This is a genomic window from Marinobacter segnicrescens, assembly GCF_900111555.1.
Classification (GTDB): Bacteria; Pseudomonadota; Gammaproteobacteria; order Pseudomonadales; family Oleiphilaceae; genus Marinobacter; species Marinobacter segnicrescens.
In genome coordinates, this window is the sequence record NZ_FOHZ01000010.1 from 119077 (window position 1) to 141338 (window position 22262).

General features: G+C 61.1%; 18 protein-coding genes. 11 read left to right on the forward strand and 7 right to left on the reverse strand.

The features are described 5' to 3' along the window. Window positions 1–55 precede the first annotated feature (55 nt). Window positions 56–1936, reverse strand: coding sequence for an ATP-dependent zinc metalloprotease FtsH (ftsH, locus tag BM036_RS11670; protein ID WP_091852152.1), 1881 nt, complete (start codon window positions 1934–1936; stop codon window positions 56–58). Between the two features lie 208 nt (window positions 1937–2144). Here ftsH and BM036_RS11675 point away from each other — a divergent pair, with 208 nt between their 5' ends. Beyond that, on the forward strand, window positions 2145–4760 hold the full coding sequence (locus tag BM036_RS11675) for an acyl-CoA dehydrogenase (RefSeq protein WP_091852155.1): 2616 nt from the start codon (window positions 2145–2147) through the stop codon (window positions 4758–4760). Between the two features lie 22 nt (window positions 4761–4782). Here the strand turns inward: BM036_RS11675 and BM036_RS11680 are convergent, their stop codons facing one another. The 3 genes from BM036_RS11680 to BM036_RS11690 form a co-directional block, all read right to left on the reverse strand. Continuing rightward, window positions 4783–5457: a histidine phosphatase family protein gene (locus tag BM036_RS11680; RefSeq protein WP_091852158.1), complete on the reverse strand. Its 675-nt coding sequence runs from the start codon at window positions 5455–5457 to the stop codon at window positions 4783–4785. Window positions 5458–5533: 76 nt separating this feature from the next. Further along, window positions 5534–6160 carry an exopolysaccharide biosynthesis protein gene (locus BM036_RS11685; protein ID WP_091852161.1) on the reverse strand — a complete coding sequence of 209 codons (627 nt, stop codon included), beginning with the start codon at window positions 6158–6160 and terminating at the stop codon, window positions 5534–5536. Further along, window positions 6157–7110 carry a LysR substrate-binding domain-containing protein gene (locus tag BM036_RS11690; protein ID WP_091852164.1) on the reverse strand — a complete coding sequence of 318 codons (954 nt, stop codon included), beginning with the start codon at window positions 7108–7110 and terminating at the stop codon, window positions 6157–6159. The genes BM036_RS11685 and BM036_RS11690 overlap by 4 nt, the downstream gene beginning before the upstream one ends. A gap of 110 nt (window positions 7111–7220) precedes the next feature. Here BM036_RS11690 and BM036_RS11695 point away from each other — a divergent pair, with 110 nt between their 5' ends. The 4 genes from BM036_RS11695 (at window position 7221) to BM036_RS11710 (ending at window position 12094) form a co-directional block, all read left to right on the forward strand. After that, complete coding sequence (locus BM036_RS11695; protein ID WP_091852167.1) at window positions 7221–8111, forward strand: DMT family transporter; 891 nt, start codon at window positions 7221–7223, stop codon at window positions 8109–8111. Between the two features lie 181 nt (window positions 8112–8292). After that, complete coding sequence (gene bamI / locus BM036_RS11700; RefSeq protein WP_091852170.1) at window positions 8293–9000, forward strand: biofilm-associated metzincin protease inhibitor BamI; 708 nt, start codon at window positions 8293–8295, stop codon at window positions 8998–9000. Between the two features lie 104 nt (window positions 9001–9104). Continuing rightward, window positions 9105–10982: a biofilm-associated metzincin protease Mep72 gene (gene mep72 / locus BM036_RS11705; protein ID WP_091852173.1), complete on the forward strand. Its 1878-nt coding sequence runs from the start codon at window positions 9105–9107 to the stop codon at window positions 10980–10982. Window positions 10983–11224: 242 nt separating this feature from the next. Continuing rightward, window positions 11225–12094, forward strand: a complete 870-nt coding sequence (locus BM036_RS11710) for an alpha/beta fold hydrolase (protein WP_091852176.1) — start codon at window positions 11225–11227, stop codon at window positions 12092–12094. A gap of 36 nt (window positions 12095–12130) precedes the next feature. Here the strand turns inward: BM036_RS11710 and BM036_RS11715 are convergent, their stop codons facing one another. Next, a complete protein-coding gene (locus BM036_RS11715) occupies window positions 12131–12772 on the reverse strand; it encodes a TetR/AcrR family transcriptional regulator (protein WP_091852179.1) in 642 nt (213 codons plus the stop codon). 248 nt (window positions 12773–13020) lie between these two features. On the opposite strand from BM036_RS11715, the gene BM036_RS11720 reads away from it, so the two are divergent. From BM036_RS11720 to BM036_RS11740, 5 genes are all read left to right on the forward strand, one after another. After that, on the forward strand, window positions 13021–15114 hold the full coding sequence (locus tag BM036_RS11720) for a 3-hydroxyacyl-CoA dehydrogenase NAD-binding domain-containing protein (protein ID WP_091852182.1): 2094 nt from the start codon (window positions 13021–13023) through the stop codon (window positions 15112–15114). 71 nt (window positions 15115–15185) lie between these two features. After that, entirely contained in the window at window positions 15186–16364 is a 1179-nt protein-coding gene (locus BM036_RS11725; RefSeq protein ID WP_091852185.1) for an acetyl-CoA C-acyltransferase, read from the forward strand. A 98-nt stretch (window positions 16365–16462) separates the two neighbouring features. Continuing rightward, window positions 16463–17650: an acyl-CoA dehydrogenase family protein gene (locus BM036_RS11730; protein ID WP_091852188.1), complete on the forward strand. Its 1188-nt coding sequence runs from the start codon at window positions 16463–16465 to the stop codon at window positions 17648–17650. A gap of 10 nt (window positions 17651–17660) precedes the next feature. Further along, on the forward strand, window positions 17661–18809 hold the full coding sequence (locus BM036_RS11735; protein WP_091852191.1) for an acyl-CoA dehydrogenase family protein: 1149 nt from the start codon (window positions 17661–17663) through the stop codon (window positions 18807–18809). 79 nt (window positions 18810–18888) lie between these two features. Further along, on the forward strand, window positions 18889–19662 hold the full coding sequence (locus BM036_RS11740) for an SDR family oxidoreductase (protein WP_091852194.1): 774 nt from the start codon (window positions 18889–18891) through the stop codon (window positions 19660–19662). Between the two features lie 923 nt (window positions 19663–20585). Here BM036_RS11740 and BM036_RS19895 read toward each other — a convergent pair. Then, complete coding sequence (locus tag BM036_RS19895; RefSeq protein ID WP_143066598.1) at window positions 20586–20831, reverse strand: hypothetical protein; 246 nt, start codon at window positions 20829–20831, stop codon at window positions 20586–20588. A gap of 62 nt (window positions 20832–20893) precedes the next feature. After that, window positions 20894–21145, reverse strand: coding sequence for a hypothetical protein (locus BM036_RS19900; RefSeq protein ID WP_143066599.1), 252 nt, complete (start codon window positions 21143–21145; stop codon window positions 20894–20896). Window positions 21146–21462: 317 nt separating this feature from the next. Between BM036_RS19900 and BM036_RS11750 the strand changes: the two genes are divergently transcribed. Further along, the gene (locus BM036_RS11750; protein ID WP_091852226.1) at window positions 21463–21987 is read left to right on the forward strand and encodes a DUF6988 family protein; all 525 of its coding nucleotides are present in this window, start codon (window positions 21463–21465) and stop codon (window positions 21985–21987) included. Window positions 21988–22262 lie beyond the last annotated feature (275 nt).

The window sequence follows — 22262 nt, forward strand, 5'->3', positions numbered from 1 at the left end:
TCAGATTTGTTACTTTTTACATTAGTTTGCAATGCAACCTGATGAGCCCGGCCGGTCAGGCGCCTTTCTGGCTTTCCTGTCCCAGCAGTTTTTTCAGGGCGTCACCACTGAGCACTTCCACTTCTAACAGCTTGTGGGCACCACTCTCCAGTGTTTCCCGGTGGGACTCGAGAATGGCCGTAGCCTGGTTGAAGGCCTGGTCAATCAGCTCGCGGATAGCCTGGTCGATGGCTTCAGCAGTGGCTTCGCTGTACTGGCGGGAACTGTCCAGCCAGCGTTGTTGCAGGTGGGTCTGCCCGGCTTTTTCATAGGTCACCTGTCCCAGGGCCGGGATCATGCCAAAGCGAGTGACCATATCCCGGGCGATATCGGTGGCCTTTTCCAGGTCGTCGGCAGCGCCGGTGGAGGTGGCCTTGAATACCAGGCTTTCGGCGGCGCGACCACCGAGCAGTACGGTCATACGATTACGCAGTTCCTGCTCCGACAGCAGGAAGCGGTCCTCGGTGGGGCGTTGCAGGGTATAGCCAAGGGCGCTGATACCCCGGGGGATGATGGAAACCTTCTGCACCGGATCCACCCCTTCCAGTGACATCGCCACCAGGGCATGGCCCAGCTCGTGGTAGGCCACGGTGCGTCGTTCCTTTTCACTGAGAATCCGGTTTTTCTTCTCCAGGCCGGCCACGATACGCTCGATCGCCGCATTGAAGTCGTCCAGGGTAACCACGTCGGCATTGCGCCGGGTCGCCAGCAGGGCGGCCTCGTTCACCAGGTTGGCCAGGTCGGCGCCGGTAAAGCCCGGTGTCAGGGCGGCAATGTGGTCCAGGTCGGTATCTGCATCCAGCTTGATCTTGCGGATATGCACCTTCAGGATCTGGGCCCGGCCGATACGGTCAGGCCGGTCCACCAGCACCTGCCGGTCAAACCGGCCGGCCCGCAACAGGGCCTGGTCCAGGATCTCCGGGCGGTTGGTAGCCGCCAGCAGGATCAACCCGCTGGACGGATCAAAACCATCCAGTTCGACCAGCAGCTGGTTTAGGGTCTGCTCCTTTTCATCGTTGGCCATCATGGGGTTGGCACCCCGGGCCCGGCCCAGGGCATCCAGCTCGTCGATAAAGATAATGGCGGGGGCCATGCTGCGGGCCTGGTTGAACAGGTCTCGCACCCGGGCAGCACCAACGCCCACGAACATCTCCACGAACTCCGAGCCACTGATGGACAGGAAGGGCACCCCAGCCTGGCCTGCTACTGCCCGGGCCATCAGGGTTTTACCGGTGCCGGGCGGACCCACAAGCAGTACCCCCTTGGGAATGTGGGCACCCAGGCGACTGTAGGTCTCCGGGTCCCGCAGGAAATCCACCACTTCCTGCAACTCGGCCTTGGCTTCGTCCACCCCGGCCACGTCATCGAAGGTCACTTTCGTGTCCTTCTCCATGTAGACCTTGGCCTTGCTCTTGCCAATGGACATCATGCTGCCGCCACCGCCGCCCATGCCGCCCATCCGGCGCAACAGGAAGCTCCACAGCAGCACCAGCAACCCAAAGGGCAGCAGCCATGACAGCAGGGAAGTGAGCCAGGTGTTTTCCCGGACGCCGGTGTAGTCCACCCCGGCCTCCTCCAGCAACGGCACCAGGTCCGGGTCGTCCACCCGGATGGCGCGGATGTTCACCAGGTCACCCTCGGAGGAGCGCAGTCGACTCAGCTCGTCCGACGTCAGGAACGGCGAGAGCTGGTTACGGGGCACCGAGGCCTTAACCTCTTCGGCGGCAACGGTCACGTCCTGGAGCTCGCCGGACAGGGCCAGGGTCCGGAACTCACTGTAGCGAATGGTCTGTGGCTGGGTGGAAAGCCAGTCCGGCAGCAGAAAAAGCAGCAGCAAAACCCCCACGAAGTACCAGATGGAAAATTGCGTGCGCTTGTCCGGCGTTGGTGTAGGCATGGGTCGCTTCCTGTTGACGGCTCTGACTTTTCAGGGAGTTCCAGTATAGCCTGTTCATCGCAAGCTAACCGGTGATATGCGTCAAACGGCTTTCAGTGGACGGTCACGGCTATCGTTCCTGCACCGGCCACCCCTTGCAAGCCTGGCAGGTTTGACCGATGGTAAACGGAGTCATGGTGTATTCCATTCCCGATACGGAGGTCTGTCAATGAGTGTTCTGTTCCTGATCATCAGTGCCCTGGTGCTGATCTATCTCGGCCTTGGCGGCACGGTAGCTACCGTGGTGCTGGTGGCCGCGACCCTGGCCGGCATGGCCCAGGATGACTGGCATATCCTCAGCATCCTCCTGGGCGGCGGCCTGCTGGCCCTGGCGATGATCATCCTGCACGCTGACGAGCTGCGCCGGGATAAGCTCAGCAAACCCCTGCTGGGCTGGGTAAGGGGACAACTTCCCAAACTGTCCGACACTGAGCAGGAGGCCCTGAAGTCCGGTTCCGTAGACTGGGACGGCGAGCTGTTTTCCGGCCAGCCAGAGTGGTCAAAACTGCTGGATGCCAAGCCTGCCCACCTCTCCAGCGAGGAGCAGGCGTTTCTCGACGGCCCGGTGGAAACACTCTGCGCCATGCTGGACGACTGGAAGATTACCCACGAAGACTACGACCTGCCGGACAAGGTCTGGAAATACATTCGGGAAAACGGCTTCTTCGGCCTGATGATTCCAAAGGAGCAGGGTGGCAAGGGCTTCTCCCACACCGCCCACTCGGAAATCGTGATGAAGATCTCCACCCGCAGCGTGTCCGCCGCCGTCACCGTGATGGTGCCCAACTCCCTCGGCCCGGGCGAACTGCTGATGGAATACGGCACCGATGACCAGAAGCAACACTACCTGCCCCGCCTCGCCAATGGTGAGGAAATCCCCTGCTTCGCCCTCACCTCACCGGTGGCTGGCTCCGACGCCGGCGCCATTCCGGACAAGGGCATTGTCTGCAAGGGCCAGTGGAACGGCAAGGAAGTGCTGGGCCTCAAGGTCACCTGGAACAAGCGCTACATTACCCTGGCACCGGTGGCGACCCTGATCGGCCTGGCCATCAAGGTCTATGACCCCGACAAGCTGCTCGGTGGCGACGACAATATAGGCGTGACTTGTGTGCTGGTCCCAAGGGACACCGAAGGTGTCCATGCCGGTGCCCGCCACCTGCCCATGAATACCGTTTTCATGAACGGTCCTACCTGGGGCAACGACGTATTTATTCCCATGGAACAGGTGATCGGCGGCCAGGAGATGCTTGGCAAGGGCTGGACCATGCTACTGGAGTGCCTGTCCATCGGCCGCTCCATCTCGCTGCCTGCCCTGGGCACCGGTGCCGGCAAGGTCGCCAGCCTGGCCACCGGCTCCTACGCCCTGGTGCGGGAGCAGTTCGGTCGTTCCATCAGCCAGTTTGAAGGGGTGCAGGAAGCCCTGGAGCCCATTGCCGGCTACACCTACATGATGGACTCCGCCCGCCTGCTGACCGCCGGCATGCTGGACCGGGGCGTGCGGCCCTCGGTGCCGTCGGCGGTGCTGAAATACCGCAACACTGACCTGATGCGGGTAGTGATCAATAACGCCATGGATGTGGTCGCCGGCCGGGGTGTCATCACCGGCCCCCGCAACTTCCTGGCGCGGGCCTACCAGGCGGTACCCATTGGTATCACGGTGGAAGGGGCCAATATCCTGACCCGCAGCCTGATGGTTTTCGGCCAGGGCGCGATCCGCTGCCATCCGTTTATCGTGGATGAAATCGAGGCTGCGGGCATGGACGATGAACGGGAGGCGGTGCGCAAGTTTGATGACACTTTCTATCGGCACATTGCCCACACCACCCGCAATGCCCTGCGGGCGCTGGTGCTGGGACTGACCCACGGACTGGCGGAGCCCGCCCCCCGTGAGGGCAACATTGGCAAGTACTACCGGCAACTGGCCAGGTTTTCCGCCGGCTTTGCCCTGCTGACAGATGTCACCCTGCTTACCATTGGTGGTGGCCTGAAAGCCCGTCAGCGGCTGTCCGGCCGCATGGCCGACTGCCTGGTGCAGTTGTACTACGCCTCTGCCGTCATAAAACAGTGGCATGAGGAAGGCTATCCGGACGATCAGCGGCCCCTGGTGGAGTGGTGCCTGCAAACCTGCCTGAAAGACCTGCAGGCAGCGATGCGGGAGGCGGTGATCAACTTCCCGGTCCCGGCCCTGCGCTGGCCGCTGCGGATTCTGGTATTCCCCCTGGGTGCCACCGCCCTCAACGGCCCGGACGACCGCCTGGGCACTGAAGTGGCCGCCACCATTGTGAAGGACACGCCACTGCGACAGCGCATCAGCCGGGGGGCCTACTTCAACGACAAGCCCGACGACGCCCTGGGCCGGGTGCTCAATGCCTATCGCCTGGCCAATGAAACCGTGGAGCTGCGGGCCCGCCTGCACGACGCCATCCGCAACCGTGACCCGGAAGAGCTCGGCGGCATTGATATGCTGCTGGGGCATCAGCGCAAGGAACTGGTGGACTGGGCCTGCAAGGAAGGTATTGTCAGGGATGAGGAATGCGACAAGCTGCTGGAGGCCCTGACCGCGCTCTACGACGTGATCCGGGTGGACGCCTTCGATGCGGACGGCCTCAAGGCCCTCTCCCGCTGTGCCAAGGGCAAGCGCAAGGTGGTGGAGCGCCCGGCCAGCGACGACCAGGACACTGAGTCAGTCCTGCCGGAGAAGCCCGCCGGCAGCGGGAACGCCTCCACCCGTGCGACAAAGACCCGCAAGGCTACCAGCAGCAAGGCAAACGGCCGGAAAGCGTAGTCTTCCGGCCGTCAGGCGGGCGTCAAACGTGGGTCAGGGCGTGCCGGCGCCCTGGCCGGTCCAGGTGGGGCACGTTATTGAAGCTCAGCACCCGGCGGGCACTGCGGCCCATAATGACCTCACAGAATGCCGCGTTGCGGAACTGGAAGTTGAAGTGGATGGCGCCCTTCTGGGGGCCTTCGACCAACTGGGTCAGGGCGCTGCCAATCACGCCGCCGGAGGTCACTACCAGCACGGCATCGTCCCGACCCGCACCCTCGCAGGCGTGGCTGATCGCGTCTTCAATACGCTGGCCGAAGTCGCCCCAGGTCTCGTCGACGTCAGTGAGGCGGTCGTCGATCCAGGCCTCGTAAGCCGCCCGGAAGGTGCGCCAGTAATCCTTGAAATCCCGCTTCTGGTGCAGGTGTTGGTCCCCCTGGCCGGTAAAGGCCCGGTACATCATCTCGCCGTCGTACTCATTCAGCCCGGGATGGGTGGAAACGTCGATACCAGCGTGTGCCATGCCCTCAAGCACCCCCTTGGCGGTGTCCTGCTGACGTTGCAGGTCGCCAGCCACCACCCGGTGAAAGTTCAGTTCACGCTCGGCGAAGTATTCCCCCAGCCAGCGGGCCTGCTGCCAGCCAAGCCCGGAAAGTTGATCGTAGTTTGCCTGGCCAAAGGAGGCCTGCCCGTGTCGGACGATAAAGAGTTTTGCCATGGGATACGTGCTACCTGTGTGTGACTGCAAAAGCCACATCCTGCCTCAGCTGTGGTCAGTTGACCAGTCGACCGGTTCAGAAATTGCTGGCCAGCTGCCAGCCGATAAACCCCAGGGTACCGCTACTGAGCACCAGTGCCAGCACTGCCACCACGCCGTCCCGGGCAATCATGGCCAGGCCGAAGGCCATCAGGGCCAGGCCGCCGCCGTTGGCACTGAAGGGTACGAATTCCATCAGCGGCAGGGCCAGTGCCACCACCAGGCAGGCCAGCGCCAGCAGCAGGTTGCCACCCCCGGTCATCAGCCAGGTCAGTCGGGGCCCGGTGAAGCGGTCCAGGAAACGGGCCGGCTTGCGCATCCATGCCAGCCCCTTGTGCAGCTTGTCCCGTGGCACCCGACGCTGGCTCAACCATGCGGGAAGCCAGATGTAATCCCGGCGAAACAGCCGCTGGCCAACGGTAAGAATGACCAGCATCCCCATCAGGGTGGGCACGCCCGGCAGGTCACCAATCAGTGGTGCCAGCACCACCAGTCCGGCCACCACCGCCACGGGACCGAAACTTCGGGTACCGGCCGCATCCAGAATCTCCCTCACCGTTACCCGCCGACCATCACCATCGGTGTCCCGAATCCGGTCCAGCAGACCCTCCAGGCTGTCAAGGCGATGCCCATCGGCAGACCCGGAGTCCTTCGATTGGCTCATTCATTCTCCTTCCGGTTGCCCGCATTGCCGTTTATAACGGGCTTGTCATCGAGCAAGCCACTGTCGATAGCCCGGGCCAGCAACCAGTTTCGTAAAGATCGCAATCCGGGCTCCTGGCGCCGGCTGGCCTTGATGGCGAAATAGAAACTGTCCCCGGTGACCACGCTGTGCAGGGGCAAGCGCACAAAATCGCCGGCATCATCCCGGTTGCTCAGCATATAGTCATTGGTCAGGGCGATACCCTGATGATAACGGGCCGCTTCCAGTGCCAGCAGCATATGACTGAAGTGCTGGACCTGGGCCGTAGCAGGAATGCCCATGTCGGCTTCCGCGAACCAGGCCTCCCAGTCGCCACACGTCCGGTTGTAGATGCTGAAGGTAGATAGCAGCGTGTGCTCCGCCATGTTTTCGGGGGTAAGCACGTTCCCCTCCAGCGCCTGCCAGTATTGACGACTGCACACCGGAAACAGCCGTTCCCGGTATAACAGATCATAGCTGTAGGCGGGTGAATCCGTATTGATGGTAATGAAGCTGTCAGCAACACGGCCGGACAACACCGGGTGCTCACCGGTCATCTCCAGTATCAGCTGGATTTCCGGGTGCTGGCGGTGCAGGTCCGGCAGTCGTGGCACCAGCCATCGCACCGCAAAGGAACTGAATACCGCCAGGCGCAGGCTGCTGTCCTGACGGCCCAGAAGCTGGCCCGTGGCACGGTCGATCTGGACCAGCGCCGAAGAGATGCCCTCCAGGTAGTCCTGCCCCCCCCGGGTCAGGGCCAGGCTGCGACCATGACGTTCGAAAAGGGGTTCACCCAGGAAGGTTTCCAGCTGCTTGATCTGGTGGCTGACCGCGCTCTGGCTAACGCTGAGCTCCTCAGCGGCACGGGAGAAGCTGTTGAGCCTGGCAACTGCCTCGAACACGGGCAGGGATTTCAGGGGTGGCAGTTTCATTATCGAATTTTCTCATAGATGAGCAATAAATATCATTTTATCGGATATTCTTGCCAACCTATACTTCCCCCTTTCACCACACACGCCACTATTAACCAGAGGGAGGCACCATGTCGGGCAAAACCGTCAACAGCGCTATTCTGCTGCTGATCATCGGCAATGCCCTGGCCATTGTGTCCGACGTCTTTATCAAACTGATGGAGCCGGAAGCCCCGGTGTTCCAGTTTGCTTTCCTGCGTAATCTCATTACCGTCCTCCTGCTGATGCCGCTGCTGAAGCGGGCAGAATACGGGCGGTTGTTCGAGGGGTTCGTGGTCCATGCCATTCGCTCCCATGTGTTGCTGGCCGGATTGCTGTGCATGGTAGTCGCCCTGACCACCCTGCCCCTGGCCACGGCCAACGCGGTTTTCTACGCAGCGCCGGTGATCCTGATGGTGCTGTCGGTGCTGGTATACGGTGAGCGGCTCTCACCCCTGAGTGTGCTGGCAGTGATCAGTGGCTTTGCCGGGGTGCTGGTGATCCTGCGGCCGACAGCGCTGGACTTCTCCGCACTATCAGCGCTGGGCACCGCCTTCTGCCTGGCGGTAGCAGCACTGATGGTGCGCCGGCTGCCTTCCGGACAGTCCACGCTGCACAAGCTGTTCCTCAATTCGCTACTGGCCATTCCCGCCAGCTTCGCGCTGGCGATGTGGGAAGGGGCCCCCTGGCGGTGGGAAATCATTGCCAGTGCCGTTGGTTCGGCAGTGTTCATCCTGGGCTACAACGCGAGTGTACTGAAGGGCTACAAACACGTGGATGCCAACCAGGTCACCAGCGCCGAGTACACCGGGCTGATCTGGGCCATCGCCGTGGGCTGGCTGGCGTTTGGCGAAATACCGGATCTGTGGTTCCTTACCGGCAGCCTGATGATTATCGTTCCCCTGGTGCTGATCGGCCTGAACCAGCGCCGCAAGCGCCGCCTGATTCATCGGCGGCCGGGCGCCGAGGCCCAGGGGGCATAAACCCGCGCCCCCAGGGAACCACCCCATTCTCGCCCAAACCGGCAAGGCCTGACCCACGCATAGGTCTTTGAACCGGTTCCCAATTCGGGATACTTAACAGATTTTCACATGAGGTCGGCTGCGCTGAGCAGGCACTATGGCCTCAACAAATACGGAACCGATTTATTCGCAGGAGGCGCCCATGTCCAAAGCCCTGGCCTTTGTTGCAGGCATCGCCGTTGTCATCGCGGCACTGTTGTTCCTGTTTGCCCCGGTTTCCAGCGACCCGGAGTCTGCATCACCGGCACAAACCCCGGAAGCCGGCACCCGGGCAACCGACAACCCTGATACCCGAGAACCACCTGCCGCAGGCCTGGCCGATGCCGGTGTGCCGGATAACGTTTCCCGCTGGCCAGACCCCGAAGCCACCTCCGCCCTGCCAGCGAGGCCCAACAGCCCTTCCCGTAACGCCAGACCCGTGGTTTCCCTGTGGCGTACCGACGGTGACCCTGAAAAGACCGAGGTGGACGGCGTCCCGGCCATTCGTATGAAAGGTGACCAGGAAGCCGCCGCTTCGCTGCACGTGGGGCAGCAACTGGCACTGCAGCTACCGGACCTGGACCGCACCCTCAGCGCCCGCCTGGAAAGCACCCATAACCAGCTCAACGACATCCAGGTATTCCGTGGCCCGGTCAGTGGTGGCCACGAAGACGACAACGTTGTGGTTACCCGGGGCAAGAAATCCACCTATGTGGTGATCAGCACCCGCGAGGGGGTCTACTCGGCGGTCATCGACAACGAGACCGGCGACACCACCCTGACCAGCGAAACCGACATACAGGACAACCTGGCCGGTGAGGATGATGCCATTCCGGTGCCTGGCGTGGAGCAACTGCCACCCTCTGGCTAACCGATATTGCGGTAAGGCGGCGGCTGCTGCCTGCAGTACCTCGAACCCCACGGCGGACAGGAGTACCCGTCGTACAAACACACCCTTGATCAGGGACTGACGCTATGAAACAACCCATTCACTGGCTGGCCGGCCTTTCCCTCGCCCTGGGAAGCCCGCTGGCCCTCGCCAACCAGGTCGACGTACTGGTGTTCTACACGGGCGAAGCCGCCGCAACCTCCTCCGGCCAGGACATCCAAGCCCGCATCGTGTCCTATGTGGAACACGCCAACCAGGCCTACCGTAACAGTGATGTCGACGTACAGCTGCGGCTGGTGGGCACCGAACCGGTACAGGGCAGTTACGGCAGTGTAGATGGCAATGTTCTTGGCCGGTTCCGGTCCGACAGCAACGTCGCCCGCCTGCGTCAACAATACGGGGCGGACCTGGTCGCATTGATCAGCACCCCGCAACGCAGCGGCGCCGGCTACATCTGCGGTGTCGGCTACCAACCCGGCGGCAACGAGAATACCGGTCGCTTCTATACCAACGCCTCCGCCTATGGCTACAGCATGACCGGCGTCAGCTGCGGCTATAACACCTTTGCCCACGAGCTGGGCCACAACATTTCCCTGGGCCACTCCCATGCCCAGAACTCCTTCGGTTCCGTGTTCCCCTGGGGCCGTGGCCATGGGGTTTCGGGCCTGTTCAGTACCGTCATGGCCTACCCCCAGTCCTACGGCACCCGCAACCACCTGGCACAGTTCGCCAGCCCGGACCAGGTCCGTTGCGAAGGTCAGCCCTGTGGCTCAGACATCAATCGCAGTGATGGCGCCGATGCGGTGACCGCCATCAACCGCCTGGCGGCGCAGGTGGCGGATTTCATGCCCACGGCAGTCATTGACGACGGTGACCCGGAAGAGGAAGAGCCGGATACCGGTAACCCCGGCGATGGCAACCCGGGTGATCCGGACGACGGTGACAACAACGGCGGGGACAACGGTGATGACAACGGCAACGACCCCGAGCTGCCAGTCTGTGACAAGCCGAAGCTGGCCGAGAACAACCTGGTCCGGGCACCGGACTTCAATGAGCTGTCGCCCTGGGGCAGCTTCAACAACGCCGCCAGCCTGACCACCGCCAGCATCAACACCAGCTGTGGCCGCGACAACCTGCTGCTGGTAACGGACCGCACCGAGTATTACGGCGGCCCCGTGCAGTTGATCGAAGATGGGTTGGAAGCAGGTGCACAATACCGGGTCTCCGCGAAGCTGGCGCTGGCCGGGACCGATATCCGTGACGTGGTCCGGATCAGCCTGGAAATCGCTGACAGCCAGGGCACCCACTTCCAGGATCTCCCGGAACTGTCGGTAACCGCCAACGAGTTCAGCCAGTACGACGAAACCTTTACCGTCGCTGCCGAGGGTGGCGTCCGGCAGGCACGCCTGCTGATCGCTGGCCCGGCCGAAGGCGTTGATTTCGTGGCGGATGAAGTCCGGCTTGAGAAGCTCGCCGATGCCCCGGATGACGACGGGGGTGATGACAACAACGGCGGCAATACCACCCTCCTGGAAGAAGGCTTCGAGCAGGGCGGCAACGGCTGGTCCGGTTATATGGGCAGCTGGGTCTTCCGCACCCGCACCGCCAGTGAAGGCAACTTCGGCCTGGCCTCCCTGTTCCGGATGAGCACCAATGCCGGCCCGGTGCTGGAGGCCACAGGGTTGCTGGAAGCCGGCAAGACGTACCAGGCGTCGTTCGATGTGATGCTGAGCAACCGCCGCCAGGCCACGGATGCGGTGGAACTCTGGGCGTGGTACATAGATGACGAAGGCGCCCACTGGCAAAAGCTCGGCGGCGGCCAGGTTGCCACCAACAGCTGGTCCACGATCAACAGCCAGTTCAGCCTGCAGTCTTCCGGCAATATTAACCAACTGAGACTGCATGTGATGGGCGCCGCCACCTCGAGCCGCATTATTATCGACAACGTCAAACTCGGCCTGTAGTAAAGGCTTTCCGGCTGGTGATGTATCCGCCAGCCGGCAACAGAAGAAGTACTCGGTGACCTCTTGGGCACCCGGCTTCCCTGGCCGGGTGCCCCCTTTTTCCTGATCCTTTCCCGCTCACGCCCACCTCCCCTGACGCAACCCACTGGACAAGCCACCATCCGGCTGTCTAGGATCAGGTTTTGTTTTGCAACCTGATTCCAACCAACACCAACGACAGAACAACAGGCAGGAGCCCCACCATGTATCTCAGCGAAGCCAAAACCCTCTCCACCCCACGCGGCACGTTCACCTGGCGCGAGGGCGGTGACTCCTCCGGCGCCCCGGTGGTCATGATTCACGGCTGGCCCGAAAGCTCCTATTGCTGGGAGCACACCGGTCGCCACCTGAAAGAAGGGCTACGGGTGATCGCACCTGACCTGCGGGGCCTGGGTGACAGCGAGCGCACAGAAGGCCAGCAGCACTACATGAAACAGGCCCTGGCGGAAGACGTGGTCAGCATGCTGGACGAGCTGGGCATCAGGGAGTTCCAGCTGGTAGGGCATGACTGGGGTGGCATCGTGGCCCAGGAAGTGGCCCTGGCGATCCCCGAGCGAATCCAGAAGATGGTGATCATGAACATCGCCATCATCAATAACCTCAAGGGCAACATGGAGGTGATCGAAAAGGTCCGCTCCGGCAGCGGCAAGGCTTACTGGTACCAGCACTTCCAGCAGGCCCCCGGCCTGGCGGAGGCCATGATTCCCGGCAACGAGGACACCTGGATCCGCTTCTTCGTTAACGGCGTAGTGAAGCCGATCCCGGAGGACGCCGTGGCCGAATACGTACGCATGTACAGCATCCCCGGCACGCCGGGCGCGGGCGCCAGCTATTACCGTGCTTTCAAGGAGGATGCCAAGCGCTGGGCCACGCTGTCAGGCCATAAATGGAAAATCCCGAGCCTCTACATCTACGGCAACAAGGACAAGGTGATCATTCCGGAGTACCTGAACCACATCGAGGATTGCTTTGAAGAGATCCGGGTGGAACAGGTGGATGCCGGGCACTTCCTGCAGGAAGAAAAACCGGAAGAAGTGGCGGGTCACATGAACGGCTTTTTCGACGCTCGCTGAGCAGGCATTCCGGACAGGGCGGCCCTGATGGCCGCCCTACTCTTCCTCGTCTTTCCGGCGCTCGCCGCCACCCTGTCCAAGAGCCAGCCGGGCCACCAGGTTCTCAATCCTGGCCACGGCGGCTTCATTACCCTTGCGACCGGAAAGCACCACCTGGGAGCCCACTGACGCCACGTACATCAGCATCGCCAGGTCCTCGGTTTCGCTATCGGCGCTGCCCAGGTTGCGGAACAACAGCTTGTTCTGCTCCACACGGGCCTGGTCCACTTCCTCGACAATTTCAGCGGCATGGCGATTGCGGCGGGCGAAGTCACGGACCGCCAGTTCCACCTGTAACCGGCGGACGTTGCGGGAGGCGTCGGTCAGCAGCAGTTGCAACAACTGGTGCAACTCTTCCTCCGGGTTTTCCCCTTTGGGCCGCATGTAGTCCAGCTCGACGAACCGCCGGTCCCGCCAGCGGTCCAGGAAGCTGTCTACCAGGTCTTCATGGTCCCGGAAATGCCAGTAGAAACTGCCCCGGGTAACGCCGAGTTTCTTGGCGAGCGTGAGCACCCGCAAACTGCCAAAACCACCACTGGCGACCTCACCAGCGGCGGCATCCAGCCAGTCGTCGCGGGTCAACTGGGGCTTGCCGGTTTTTCCGGAGGCCCTGGGGGTACCTTTGGAGTCGGATGCCATAGTCTGCCTGTCGATCGGGTGGCGGGTGTGCCAGTTTGGGTCCTGGAAAGCCAAGGGGCGCGGAGTGTACAACCCCGTTGACCTTTTACGCCAACATACATTACTGTACGGACTCTCCAGACACCAGTGTATGGAATAAAACTCCCCCATTCCATTATCCATAAGGCGCCGAACCGGGGACCGACCTGTCCCGGAAAGAGCCGACAGAGCTATCCGGCACCTGTTGCCACCGCCAATAAGGAGCGAGCATGAGCACCGCACACTACGACACCAACGGCAATGTGGCCGTTATCCGCCTGGACAATCCGCCGGTCAACGGCCTCAGCCTCGGACTGCGCCAGGGCATTGTCGACGGCATCAAGAAAGCCGAGCAGGACAGCGCCATCGAGGCCATCGTCATCACCGGTTCTGACCGGGCTTTCTCCGGCGGCGCTGACATCACCGAGTTTGGCACCCCGAGAGTGATGCAGGAGCCCATCCTCACCACCGCCATCCACTATGTGGAAACCGCCAAAAAACCGGTTATCGCGGCCATCAGCGGTAACTGCATGGGCGGCGGCCTGGAGCTGGCCCTGGGCTGTAACTACCGGGTATCAAAGCCGGACGCCACCCTCGCCCTGCCGGAAGTGAAGCTGGGCATCCTGCCGGGCGCCGGTGGCACCCAGCGGCTGCCGCGGGTTATCGGTGTCGAGCAGGCCCTGAACATGATCGTCTCCGGCGCGGTAGTGCCGGCGAAGAAGTTTGAAGGCACCCCCCTGCTGGACGAGATTATCGAAGGCGACCTGATGGAAGGCGCCCTGGCCTTCGCCCGCAAGGTAGTTGCCGAGAAGATGCCGCTGAAGAAGGTCCGCGACCTGAAGGTGAAGCATCCCAACCCGGAAGGCTTCTTCATGTTCGCCCGCAACACCATCGGCGCCATGGCCAAGAACTACCCGGCCCCGCTGAAGTGCCTGGAAGCGGTGGAAGCCGCTGCCACCAAACCCTTCGACGAGGGCATGAAGGTCGAGCGTGACGGCATCAAGTACCTGATGCAGACCCCGGAGTCCGCTGCCCTGCGCCACGCCTTCTTTGCCGAGCGCAAGACCAGCAAGATTTCCGACGTACCCTCTGATACCCCTACCCGTGACATCAACAAGGTGGGCGTAATCGGCGCCGGCACCATGGGCACCGGTATCTCCATCAACTTCCTGAACGCCGGCATTCCGGTAACCATCGTCGAGATGAAGCAGGAAGGCCTCGACCGTGGCGTGGAAGCCATCCGCAAAGTCTACGAAGGCCAGGTGAAGAAAGGCCGCATGACCGAGGACAAGGCCAAGGCGAAGATGGACCTGCTGACCCCGTCCCTGAGCTATGACGACCTGAAGGACGCGGACCTGGTCATCGAGGCGGTGTTCGAGGAAATGGGCGTCAAGGAGCAGGTGTTCAAAACACTGGACGAGACCTGCAAGCCTGGCGCTATCCTCGCCTCCAACACCTCCACCCTGGACGTGAACAAGATTGCCAGCTTTACCAAGCGCCCGGAAGACGTGATCGGCCTGCACTTCTTCAGCCCCGCCAACATCATGAAGCTGCTGGAAGTGGTGCGCGGTGACAAGACGGCCAAGGACGTCCTGGCCACCGCCATGAAACTCGCCAAGACCATCCGCAAGACAGCAGTGGTTTCCGGTGTGTGTGATGGCTTTATCGGCAACCGGATGATCAACCAGTACTCCCGTGAGGCCCTGACCATGCTGGAGGAAGGCGCCAGCGTGCAGCAGATCGACAAGGCCATTGAGAAGTTCGGCTTTGCCATGGGGCCACTGCGCATGGCGGATCTCGCCGGTGGTGACATCGGCTGGGCCATCCGCAAGCGCCTGTACGCGGAAAACCCCGGCATGAAGAAGAACCTCATTGCCGACCGCCTGTGCGAGATGGGTCGCTATGGCCAGAAGACCGGCTCCGGCTTCTACAAGTATGAACCGGGCAACCGCAAGGCCCTGCACGATCCGGAAGTGGACAAGGTAGTCGACGAGTGTCGCGCCGAGATGGGCATCACCCCGCGCAAGATCAGCAACCAGGAAATTGTCCAGCGCTGTGTCTACGCCTTGGTGAACGAAGGTGCCCGCCTCCTGGAGGAAGGCATTGCCCAGCGTGCCTCCGATATCGACATGGTGTACCTGACTGGCTACGGCTTCCCGGTATTCCGTGGTGGCCCCATGCACTACGCCGAGCAGGTTGGCCTGGCCAACGTAGTCCGCGACATGGAGCCCTTCGCCGAAAACCCCAACCTCCAGCCGGGCTTCTGGGAGCCGGCACCCCTGCTCGTGAAATGCGCGCAGGAAGGGAAGGGCTTTGACCAGTAAGGCGAGCGAAACCGGAAACCACGAATTGATCGCCGGGGCCCGCAGGGGCTTCGGCACACAGGAGAAAGATTATGAATGATGTCGTCATCGTATCCACCGCCCGCACGCCCCTGGCCAAGTCCTGGCGCGGCGGCCTGAACATGACCCACGGCGCCACCCTGGCCGGCCACGCCATCCAGCATGCGGTTGAGCGTGCCAAGGTCGACCCGGCTGAGATCGAAGACGTACTGATGGGCTGTGCCCTGCCGGAAGGCTCCACCGGTAACGATGTGGCGCGTATGGGTGCCATCCGTGCCGGCCTGCCGGTATCCGTGGCTGGTGCCACCATCAACCGCTTCTGCTCCTCCGGCCTGCAGGCCATCGCCATGGCCGCCCACCACATTGCTGTGGACAAGGTACCGGTGATGGTTGCCGGTGGCGTGGAGTCCATCTCCACCGTTCAGGCTACGGCAAACCAGAACTATGTTGCCGAGCCCTGGCTGATGCAGAACAAACCGGAGCTCTACTGGTCCATGCTGCAGACCGCCGAGACCGTGGCCCAGCGCTACAAGGTCAAGAAAGAGGACATGGACGAATACGGCGTACGCAGCCAGACCCTGGCCGCCAAGGCCCGTGAGGAAGGCAAGTTCGACGACGAGATCGTGCCCATCACCACCACCGCCGGCGTTGCCGACAAGGCCACCGGTCAGCTGATGAGCCAGGAAGTGACCGTCTCCCAGGACGAAGGCATCCGCCCCGGCACCAACCTGGAAGGCGTGAGCAAGATCCGCTCCGCCATGGAAGGTGGCGTGGTCACTGCAGGTAACGCCAGCCAGTTCTCCGATGGTGCCTCGGCCTGTGTGCTGATGGATGGCAAGCTGGCCGAACAGCGCGGCCTGCAGCCGCTGGGCATCTTCCGTGGCTTCGCCGTCGCCGGCTGTGAGCCGGACGAAATGGGCATTGGCCCGGTCTACGCGGTACCCAAGCTGCTCAAACGTGCCGGCCTGACCGTGGACGACATCGGCCTGTGGGAACTCAACGAAGCCTTCGCCGTCCAGGTACTGTACTGTCAGCGTGAGCTGGGCATCCCCATGGACCGCCTGAACGTCAACGGCGGCGCCATTGCTGTGGGCCACCCCTACGGTACCACCGGCTCCCGCCTGGTGGGCCACGCCCTCATCGAAGGCAAGCGCCGCGGCGTCAAATACGTGGTGGTTACCATGTGCGTGGGTACCGGTATGGGTGCCGCAGGCCTGTTTGAAGTGGCCTGATCGGGCATTTCGTACGAATAAGGCTATTGCATGACTAACCGGGGCCCCTGACAGCTGTTCAGGGGCCCCGTTGCAACTGACGATAAAGAGAGACAACCATGGATCTGAACTACACCCCTGAACAGGAGGCCTTCCGCCAGGAAGTCCGCCAGTTCCTGCAGGACAACCTGCCGGATGACATCCGCGAGCGGGTTCAGAAGCGCCTGCGTTTCACCAAGGACATGATCGTCCGCTGGCAACAGATTCTGTACAAGCAGGGCTGGGGCGCCAGCACCTGGCCGAAGGAATTCGGCGGCACCGGCTGGACCGAAGTGGAACAGCTGATCTTCGAGGAAGAGTGTGCCCTCGCCGGCGCACCCCGCCAGCTGGACTTCGGCCTGCGCATGGTGGCCCCGGTGATCATGAAGTTCGGCAACCAGGAGCAGAAAGACAAGCACCTGCCGGGCATCCTTGACGGTTCTGTGTGGTGGTCCCAGGGCTATTCCGAGCCGGGCTCCGGTTCTGACCTGGCATCCCTGCGCACAACCGCCGAGCGGGACGGTGACTACTACATCGTCAACGGCCAGAAAACCTGGACCACCCTGGGTCAGCACGGCGACTGGATCTTCTGCCTGGTCCGCACCAACAAGGACGTGAAGGCCCAGGAGGGTATCTCCTTCCTGCTGATCGACATGAAGACCCCGGGCATCGACGTGAAGCCCATCATCATGCTGGATGGTGAGCACGAGATTAACGACGTATTCTTCGAGAACGTCAAGGTGCCGGTGGAAAACCTGGTGGGCGAAGAGGACAAGGGCTGGACCTACGCCAAGTACCTGCTGGGCCACGAGCGTACCGGCCTGGCCAACGTCGGCCAGTGGAAAGCCATGATGCGCCGGCTGAAGGAAATCGCCCGGGAAGAACAGGATGACGGCCACGCCATCATCGAGAACCCGCGTTTCCGCGACCGCCTGGCCCAGCTGGACGCCGAGCTGCGTGCGCTGGAGCTGACCGTGCTGCGGGTACTGACCAACTCTTCCGGCCCCGGGCCCGAGGCCTCCATCCTCAAGATCCGCGGTACCGAGATTGGTCAGCGTCTGTTTGAACTGGCCATGGAAGCCACCGGCCAGGACGCCCTCGCCCACATCCCGGATGCCCTGGAGCCGGACTACGACGGCCCCATGGTCGGCGGCATGAACGCTGTGCCGGCGGCGGGTGACTACTTCAACATGCGCAAGCTGTCCATCTTCGGCGGATCCAACGAGATCCAGCGCAACATCATTTCCAAACTGGTGCTGGGGCTGTAAGGAGCGGACCATGAACTTCGAACTGACAGAAGAACAGCAAATGCTGCAGGACTCGCTGCGCCGCTTCCTGGCCAACGAGTACACTTTCGAGAAACGCCGCGAGATCATCGAATCCGGCAAGGGTACCGACGCAGGTATCTGGAATGCCCTGGCGAAAATGGGCCTGCTGGCCTTCACCTTCCCCGAGGACTACGACGGTCTGGGCGGCAACGGCATCGACACCATGCTGGTAATGGAATCCTTCGGCCGCGCCCTGGTGACCGAGCCTTACCTGGCTACCGTCGTACTGGCCGGTGGCCTGGTACGTGACGCCGGCTCCGACGCCCAGAAGCAGGCCATCCTGCCGGCCATTGCCAGCGGTGAGAAGCTGATGGCTCTGGCGACCTACGAGCACGGTGCCCGCTACAACCTGGCCCACATCAACACCGTGGCCAAGGCTGAGGGCAGCGACTACGTACTCAATGGCAACAAGACCGCGGTCATCCACGGCGGCCAGGCCAGCCAGCTGATCGTATCCGCCCGCACCAGCGGCGATGCCCGCAATGAAGACGGCATCACCCTGTTCCTGGTGGATGCCGGTGCCAACGGCGTATCCGTCACCGACTTCGTCACCCACGACGGTTTCCGTACCGCCGAAGTGACCCTGAAGGACGTGAAAGTGGGCGCCGACGCCATCATCGGCGAGGCCAACCAGGGCTTCCCGGCGCTGGAAAAGGCCATCGACCAGGGCACGGCCGCCCTGTGCGCCGAAGCCGTGGGCGCCATGGATGCCATGACCGAAGCCACCCTGGAATATACCCAGACCCGCAAGCAGTTTGGCGTGCCGATCTCCAAGTTCCAGGTGCTGCAGCACCGCATGGCGGACATGTTCATCCATGCCCAGCAGGGTCGGTCCATGGCCATCCTGGCCGCAGACAGCGCCGACTCCAACGACCGTGCGGCCCGCCGCGAGGCCATCTCCCAGGCCAAGATGCTCATCGGCCAGGGTGCCCGTGAGGTTGGCCAGGCCGGCGTACAGCTGCACGGCGGCATGGGTGTGACCGACGAAATGTGGGCGGCCCACATCTTCAAGCGCCTGACCCTGATCAACCTGGTGTTCGGTGATGCCGACTATCACCTGGGCAAGGTCAGCGACGCGCTGCTGGAAAAAATCGCTTAAGCCCACCTGCACAATGCCCGGCCCTGATCGTTAAATAACGAGGCGGCCGGGCAGATCACAACAATTACAGGAGCCCCCAATGAGCCTGAAACAACTTCTCGACCTGACCGGCAAAGTCGCCGTTATTACCGGCGGCTCCCGCGGCCTGGGCCTGCAGATGGCCGAAGCCCTGGGTGAGCTGGGTGCCAAGCTGGTCATCAGTGCCCGCAAACAGCACGAACTGGACGACGCCCAGAAGCACCTGGAAGGTCAGGGCATCGAGGTCATGACCATCGCTGCCGACATGTCCAAGCGTGAGGCCGTGCCCGGTTTCGTAGACCAGGTCATCGAACGCTTCGGCACCATCGACATCCTGGTCAACAACGCCGGCGCCACCTGGGGTGCCGCAGCGGAAGACTACCCGGACGAAGCCTGGGACAAGGTGATGAACCTGAACGTGGACGCCACCTTCTTCCTCACTCGCGAAGTGGGCAAGCGCTGCATGATTCCCAACAAGTCCGGCAAGGTCATCACCACGGCCTCCATCGCCGGCCTGTCCGGCAACCCGGAAGGCATGAACACCATCGCCTACAACACGTCCAAGGGCGCCAACGTCAACTTCACCCGGGCACTGGCCTCCGAGTGGGGCAAGTACAACATCAATGTGAACGCCATCTGCCCCGGCTTCTTCCCCTCCAAGATGGCCAACGGCCTGCTGGACGCCATGGGCGAGAAGATGCTGGAGCGCATCCCCCTGAACCGCTTCGGCGGCGAGGAAGACATGAAGGGCCTGATCGCCCTGCTCGCCACCGAAGCCGGCCGCCACATCACCGGCCAGAACATCGCCATTGATGGCGGCACCACCGTGTGCTGATTAAACCCCCTCGGTTGCACTGTTCACAGTGACAGTCCTTTGCCCGGATGCCGTTTGGTTATCCGGGTTTTTTGTTTTGGACAGTATCCCGATCCCGATCAGAACACGTGATTGGCGTCTCCTGTGTGGGCGGGTTTTGACGTTTTTCTCGGATATCCACCGGATATTCACCGGTTTTGTCGGTATATTCGAAGTATAGCGACGTTTGGTCGCTTTTTTTGGTATGGATATGCAGGATTAGGGAAACTCGGGATCTGGCAAGACATTGTTTTTACGAGAACTTTGCTCTATACCTTGGGAAAGGCTGGTTCAGATATACCGTCACTTTTGCCGTAGAATAATCTGTTAGACAGATAAAGCCTGCAGGGAGAGATAACGAAGATGCGCGTTGTATTGTTTGTGCTTGGTCTTCTATCGGGGGCTGCCATTGCGGAAGCTCAGGACAGCTCCTATTTATGTATCGCAGAGCAAGGCGCGGCAGTTACAAAGCGCGAAGGTTCAACATTCGGGTCCTTCTCTGGGGTCACTGAGAATAAATACATTGTTGGAAGGCGCACGGGGCTCCGGCTCTTTGGCATCGACGCCAATTGGCTCTCTGAGTGTAGTTATAATGAATCCGGTAGGCCTACTTGGTGTGAAATGCCTGGGGAAGGCTGGGGCGGTGTATTTATGATGGACAAGGATGGAACTTTCGTAATTATGAGCCTGAGTAGCAATGCTAGTAATCCCGCCGCCACCGATTATTACTCAGTGATTGGAAAATGTTCGCGGCTGCAGTAGCGTCTAACAATCGGCTGCACCGGATAAATTTCCGCTGTCACCTTTTGTGCATGAATCCGCACAAAAGCCGCCATCAAAAATTTACCCGGTGAGCCGGGCGTTAAAGGGGCTGTGTAATGCATCCACTTGTCAAACTTGGCCTGTCAAAGAGTCGCCCAGTAAATCGGGCTGCAGCGCAGGAGTTCAAGAGTGGGCGAACTCAGCAACAGCGGCGCAAAAAGAAACACAAGCTTGAGGCGGCAGCGCGTGCAGAAGAGTATGTAACCTGTAAACACTGCGGGGTTGCTGTCAGACGCCGGAATCTGTTCAAGCATGAGCGCGGCCATCGAAGAGTAGTTTGCTGTGTTGGTTGCAAAGCCGTCATCAAAATCAAAAACATAGAGATGCATGCCACCAAGTGCAAGAAGTTACCGATGGCGGACCATGGCGGATAGACCCTTTAACAAGTCAATTAAATACGTTCCCGGCCTGGCGGCCGTCCACCGGACGCCCCTGTCGGGCCGCCGATTATTTCAGCGTTAGTGGTTTCTTCGAGCACTTTTTCAGCCTTACAAATCCGGGGTTCAGGGAGGAAAAGGGTGTCCAGAATTGATGAAAGAGGAGCAATAGCGGGAGCTCTTGTTTGGCTGGCGCTCATGGCGATGATGGCTACCCTCATGTCATGCGTCGAAGCTCGATCTTGCGGCAGCGAAGATTTTTTCATGTACGCTCTGATCGGAGTCGGCATGGTGGCCCCATCATATTTTGTGGCGGCCTTGCTTTCGAAATGACACCAAGGCACGCCACAGTCGATACGGCCTCGACCTTTTCGTCTCCCACTAACAAGGCCAGGCACGGCGACGGCTTTTACGTTACGGCTTCGCCTACACTACAAAGCCGCGCATGCTGGCGGCGTTATGAGTAGGGAAACCATTGATAAACAGTCTTTTATCGCGATCCGCTGAACTCGAAAGCAAGCTCTTGGAGTTTCTGGCGCTCCCTCCGTTCGACCACTCGGAGAGAATTATAGCCAGCAGGGTCATGTGCAGTGTTGCTTTTGAGCATGCCGAGAGCGCAAAGATGTTGATCTCTGCCGGCAATTTAACGTCAGCTACGGGGCTTGTCCGTCTTCAGTATGAAGCTCTGGTGAGGGCTATGTGGCTGCTTTACGCCGCTTCTGATGCTGCCGTTTCAAAGTTAACCAGTGAGTTGACGCAAGAGGCGGCTAACAGAGCAAATAAGCTACCAATGGTCAGCGAAATGCTTGAGAAATTGCAGGGTAAAGCACCACCGGAACCGGTAAACATGCTGTTGGAATTCAGAGAGTATTCGTGGAAGCCCCTTAGCTCTTTTGTCCACGGTGGTATTCACGCTATCCATCGCCACAGCAAAGGTTATCCGCTTCCTCTCCTGGAGCAGATGGTCCGAATATCCAACGGAGTGTCAGTAATGGTGGGTATGCTGGTGGTCATATTGCACGGTGGCGGTGAGCAGCGTGGCAAAATCCCTAAAATTCAGAGAGCATTTGCGGACTGTCTACCCGAAACCAAGTCGCAAATCTCATAACAAGTCGCAGCAGTACGCGGCCGATGGCCGCCGGACGCCCTTTCCATGACGCCTTCGGCGCCACTCCAAGGTCGCCGCTGTGCTTCGGCGTTAAATGCCGGTGATAGCCAGGTCGAGAGCTCCAACAATCTGGTCTCTGAAATGTGAGAGTGAGCCAATAGGGCTCTTGAGGTGTTTTTCAGTAAGCGTCCGGCCATCACGCCTTGTCAGGCATAGCCGGCATCCAGTTGTGGGGCAATAGCTCGTCGATGGCGTTGTTCTTCTGCGTCGGCAGC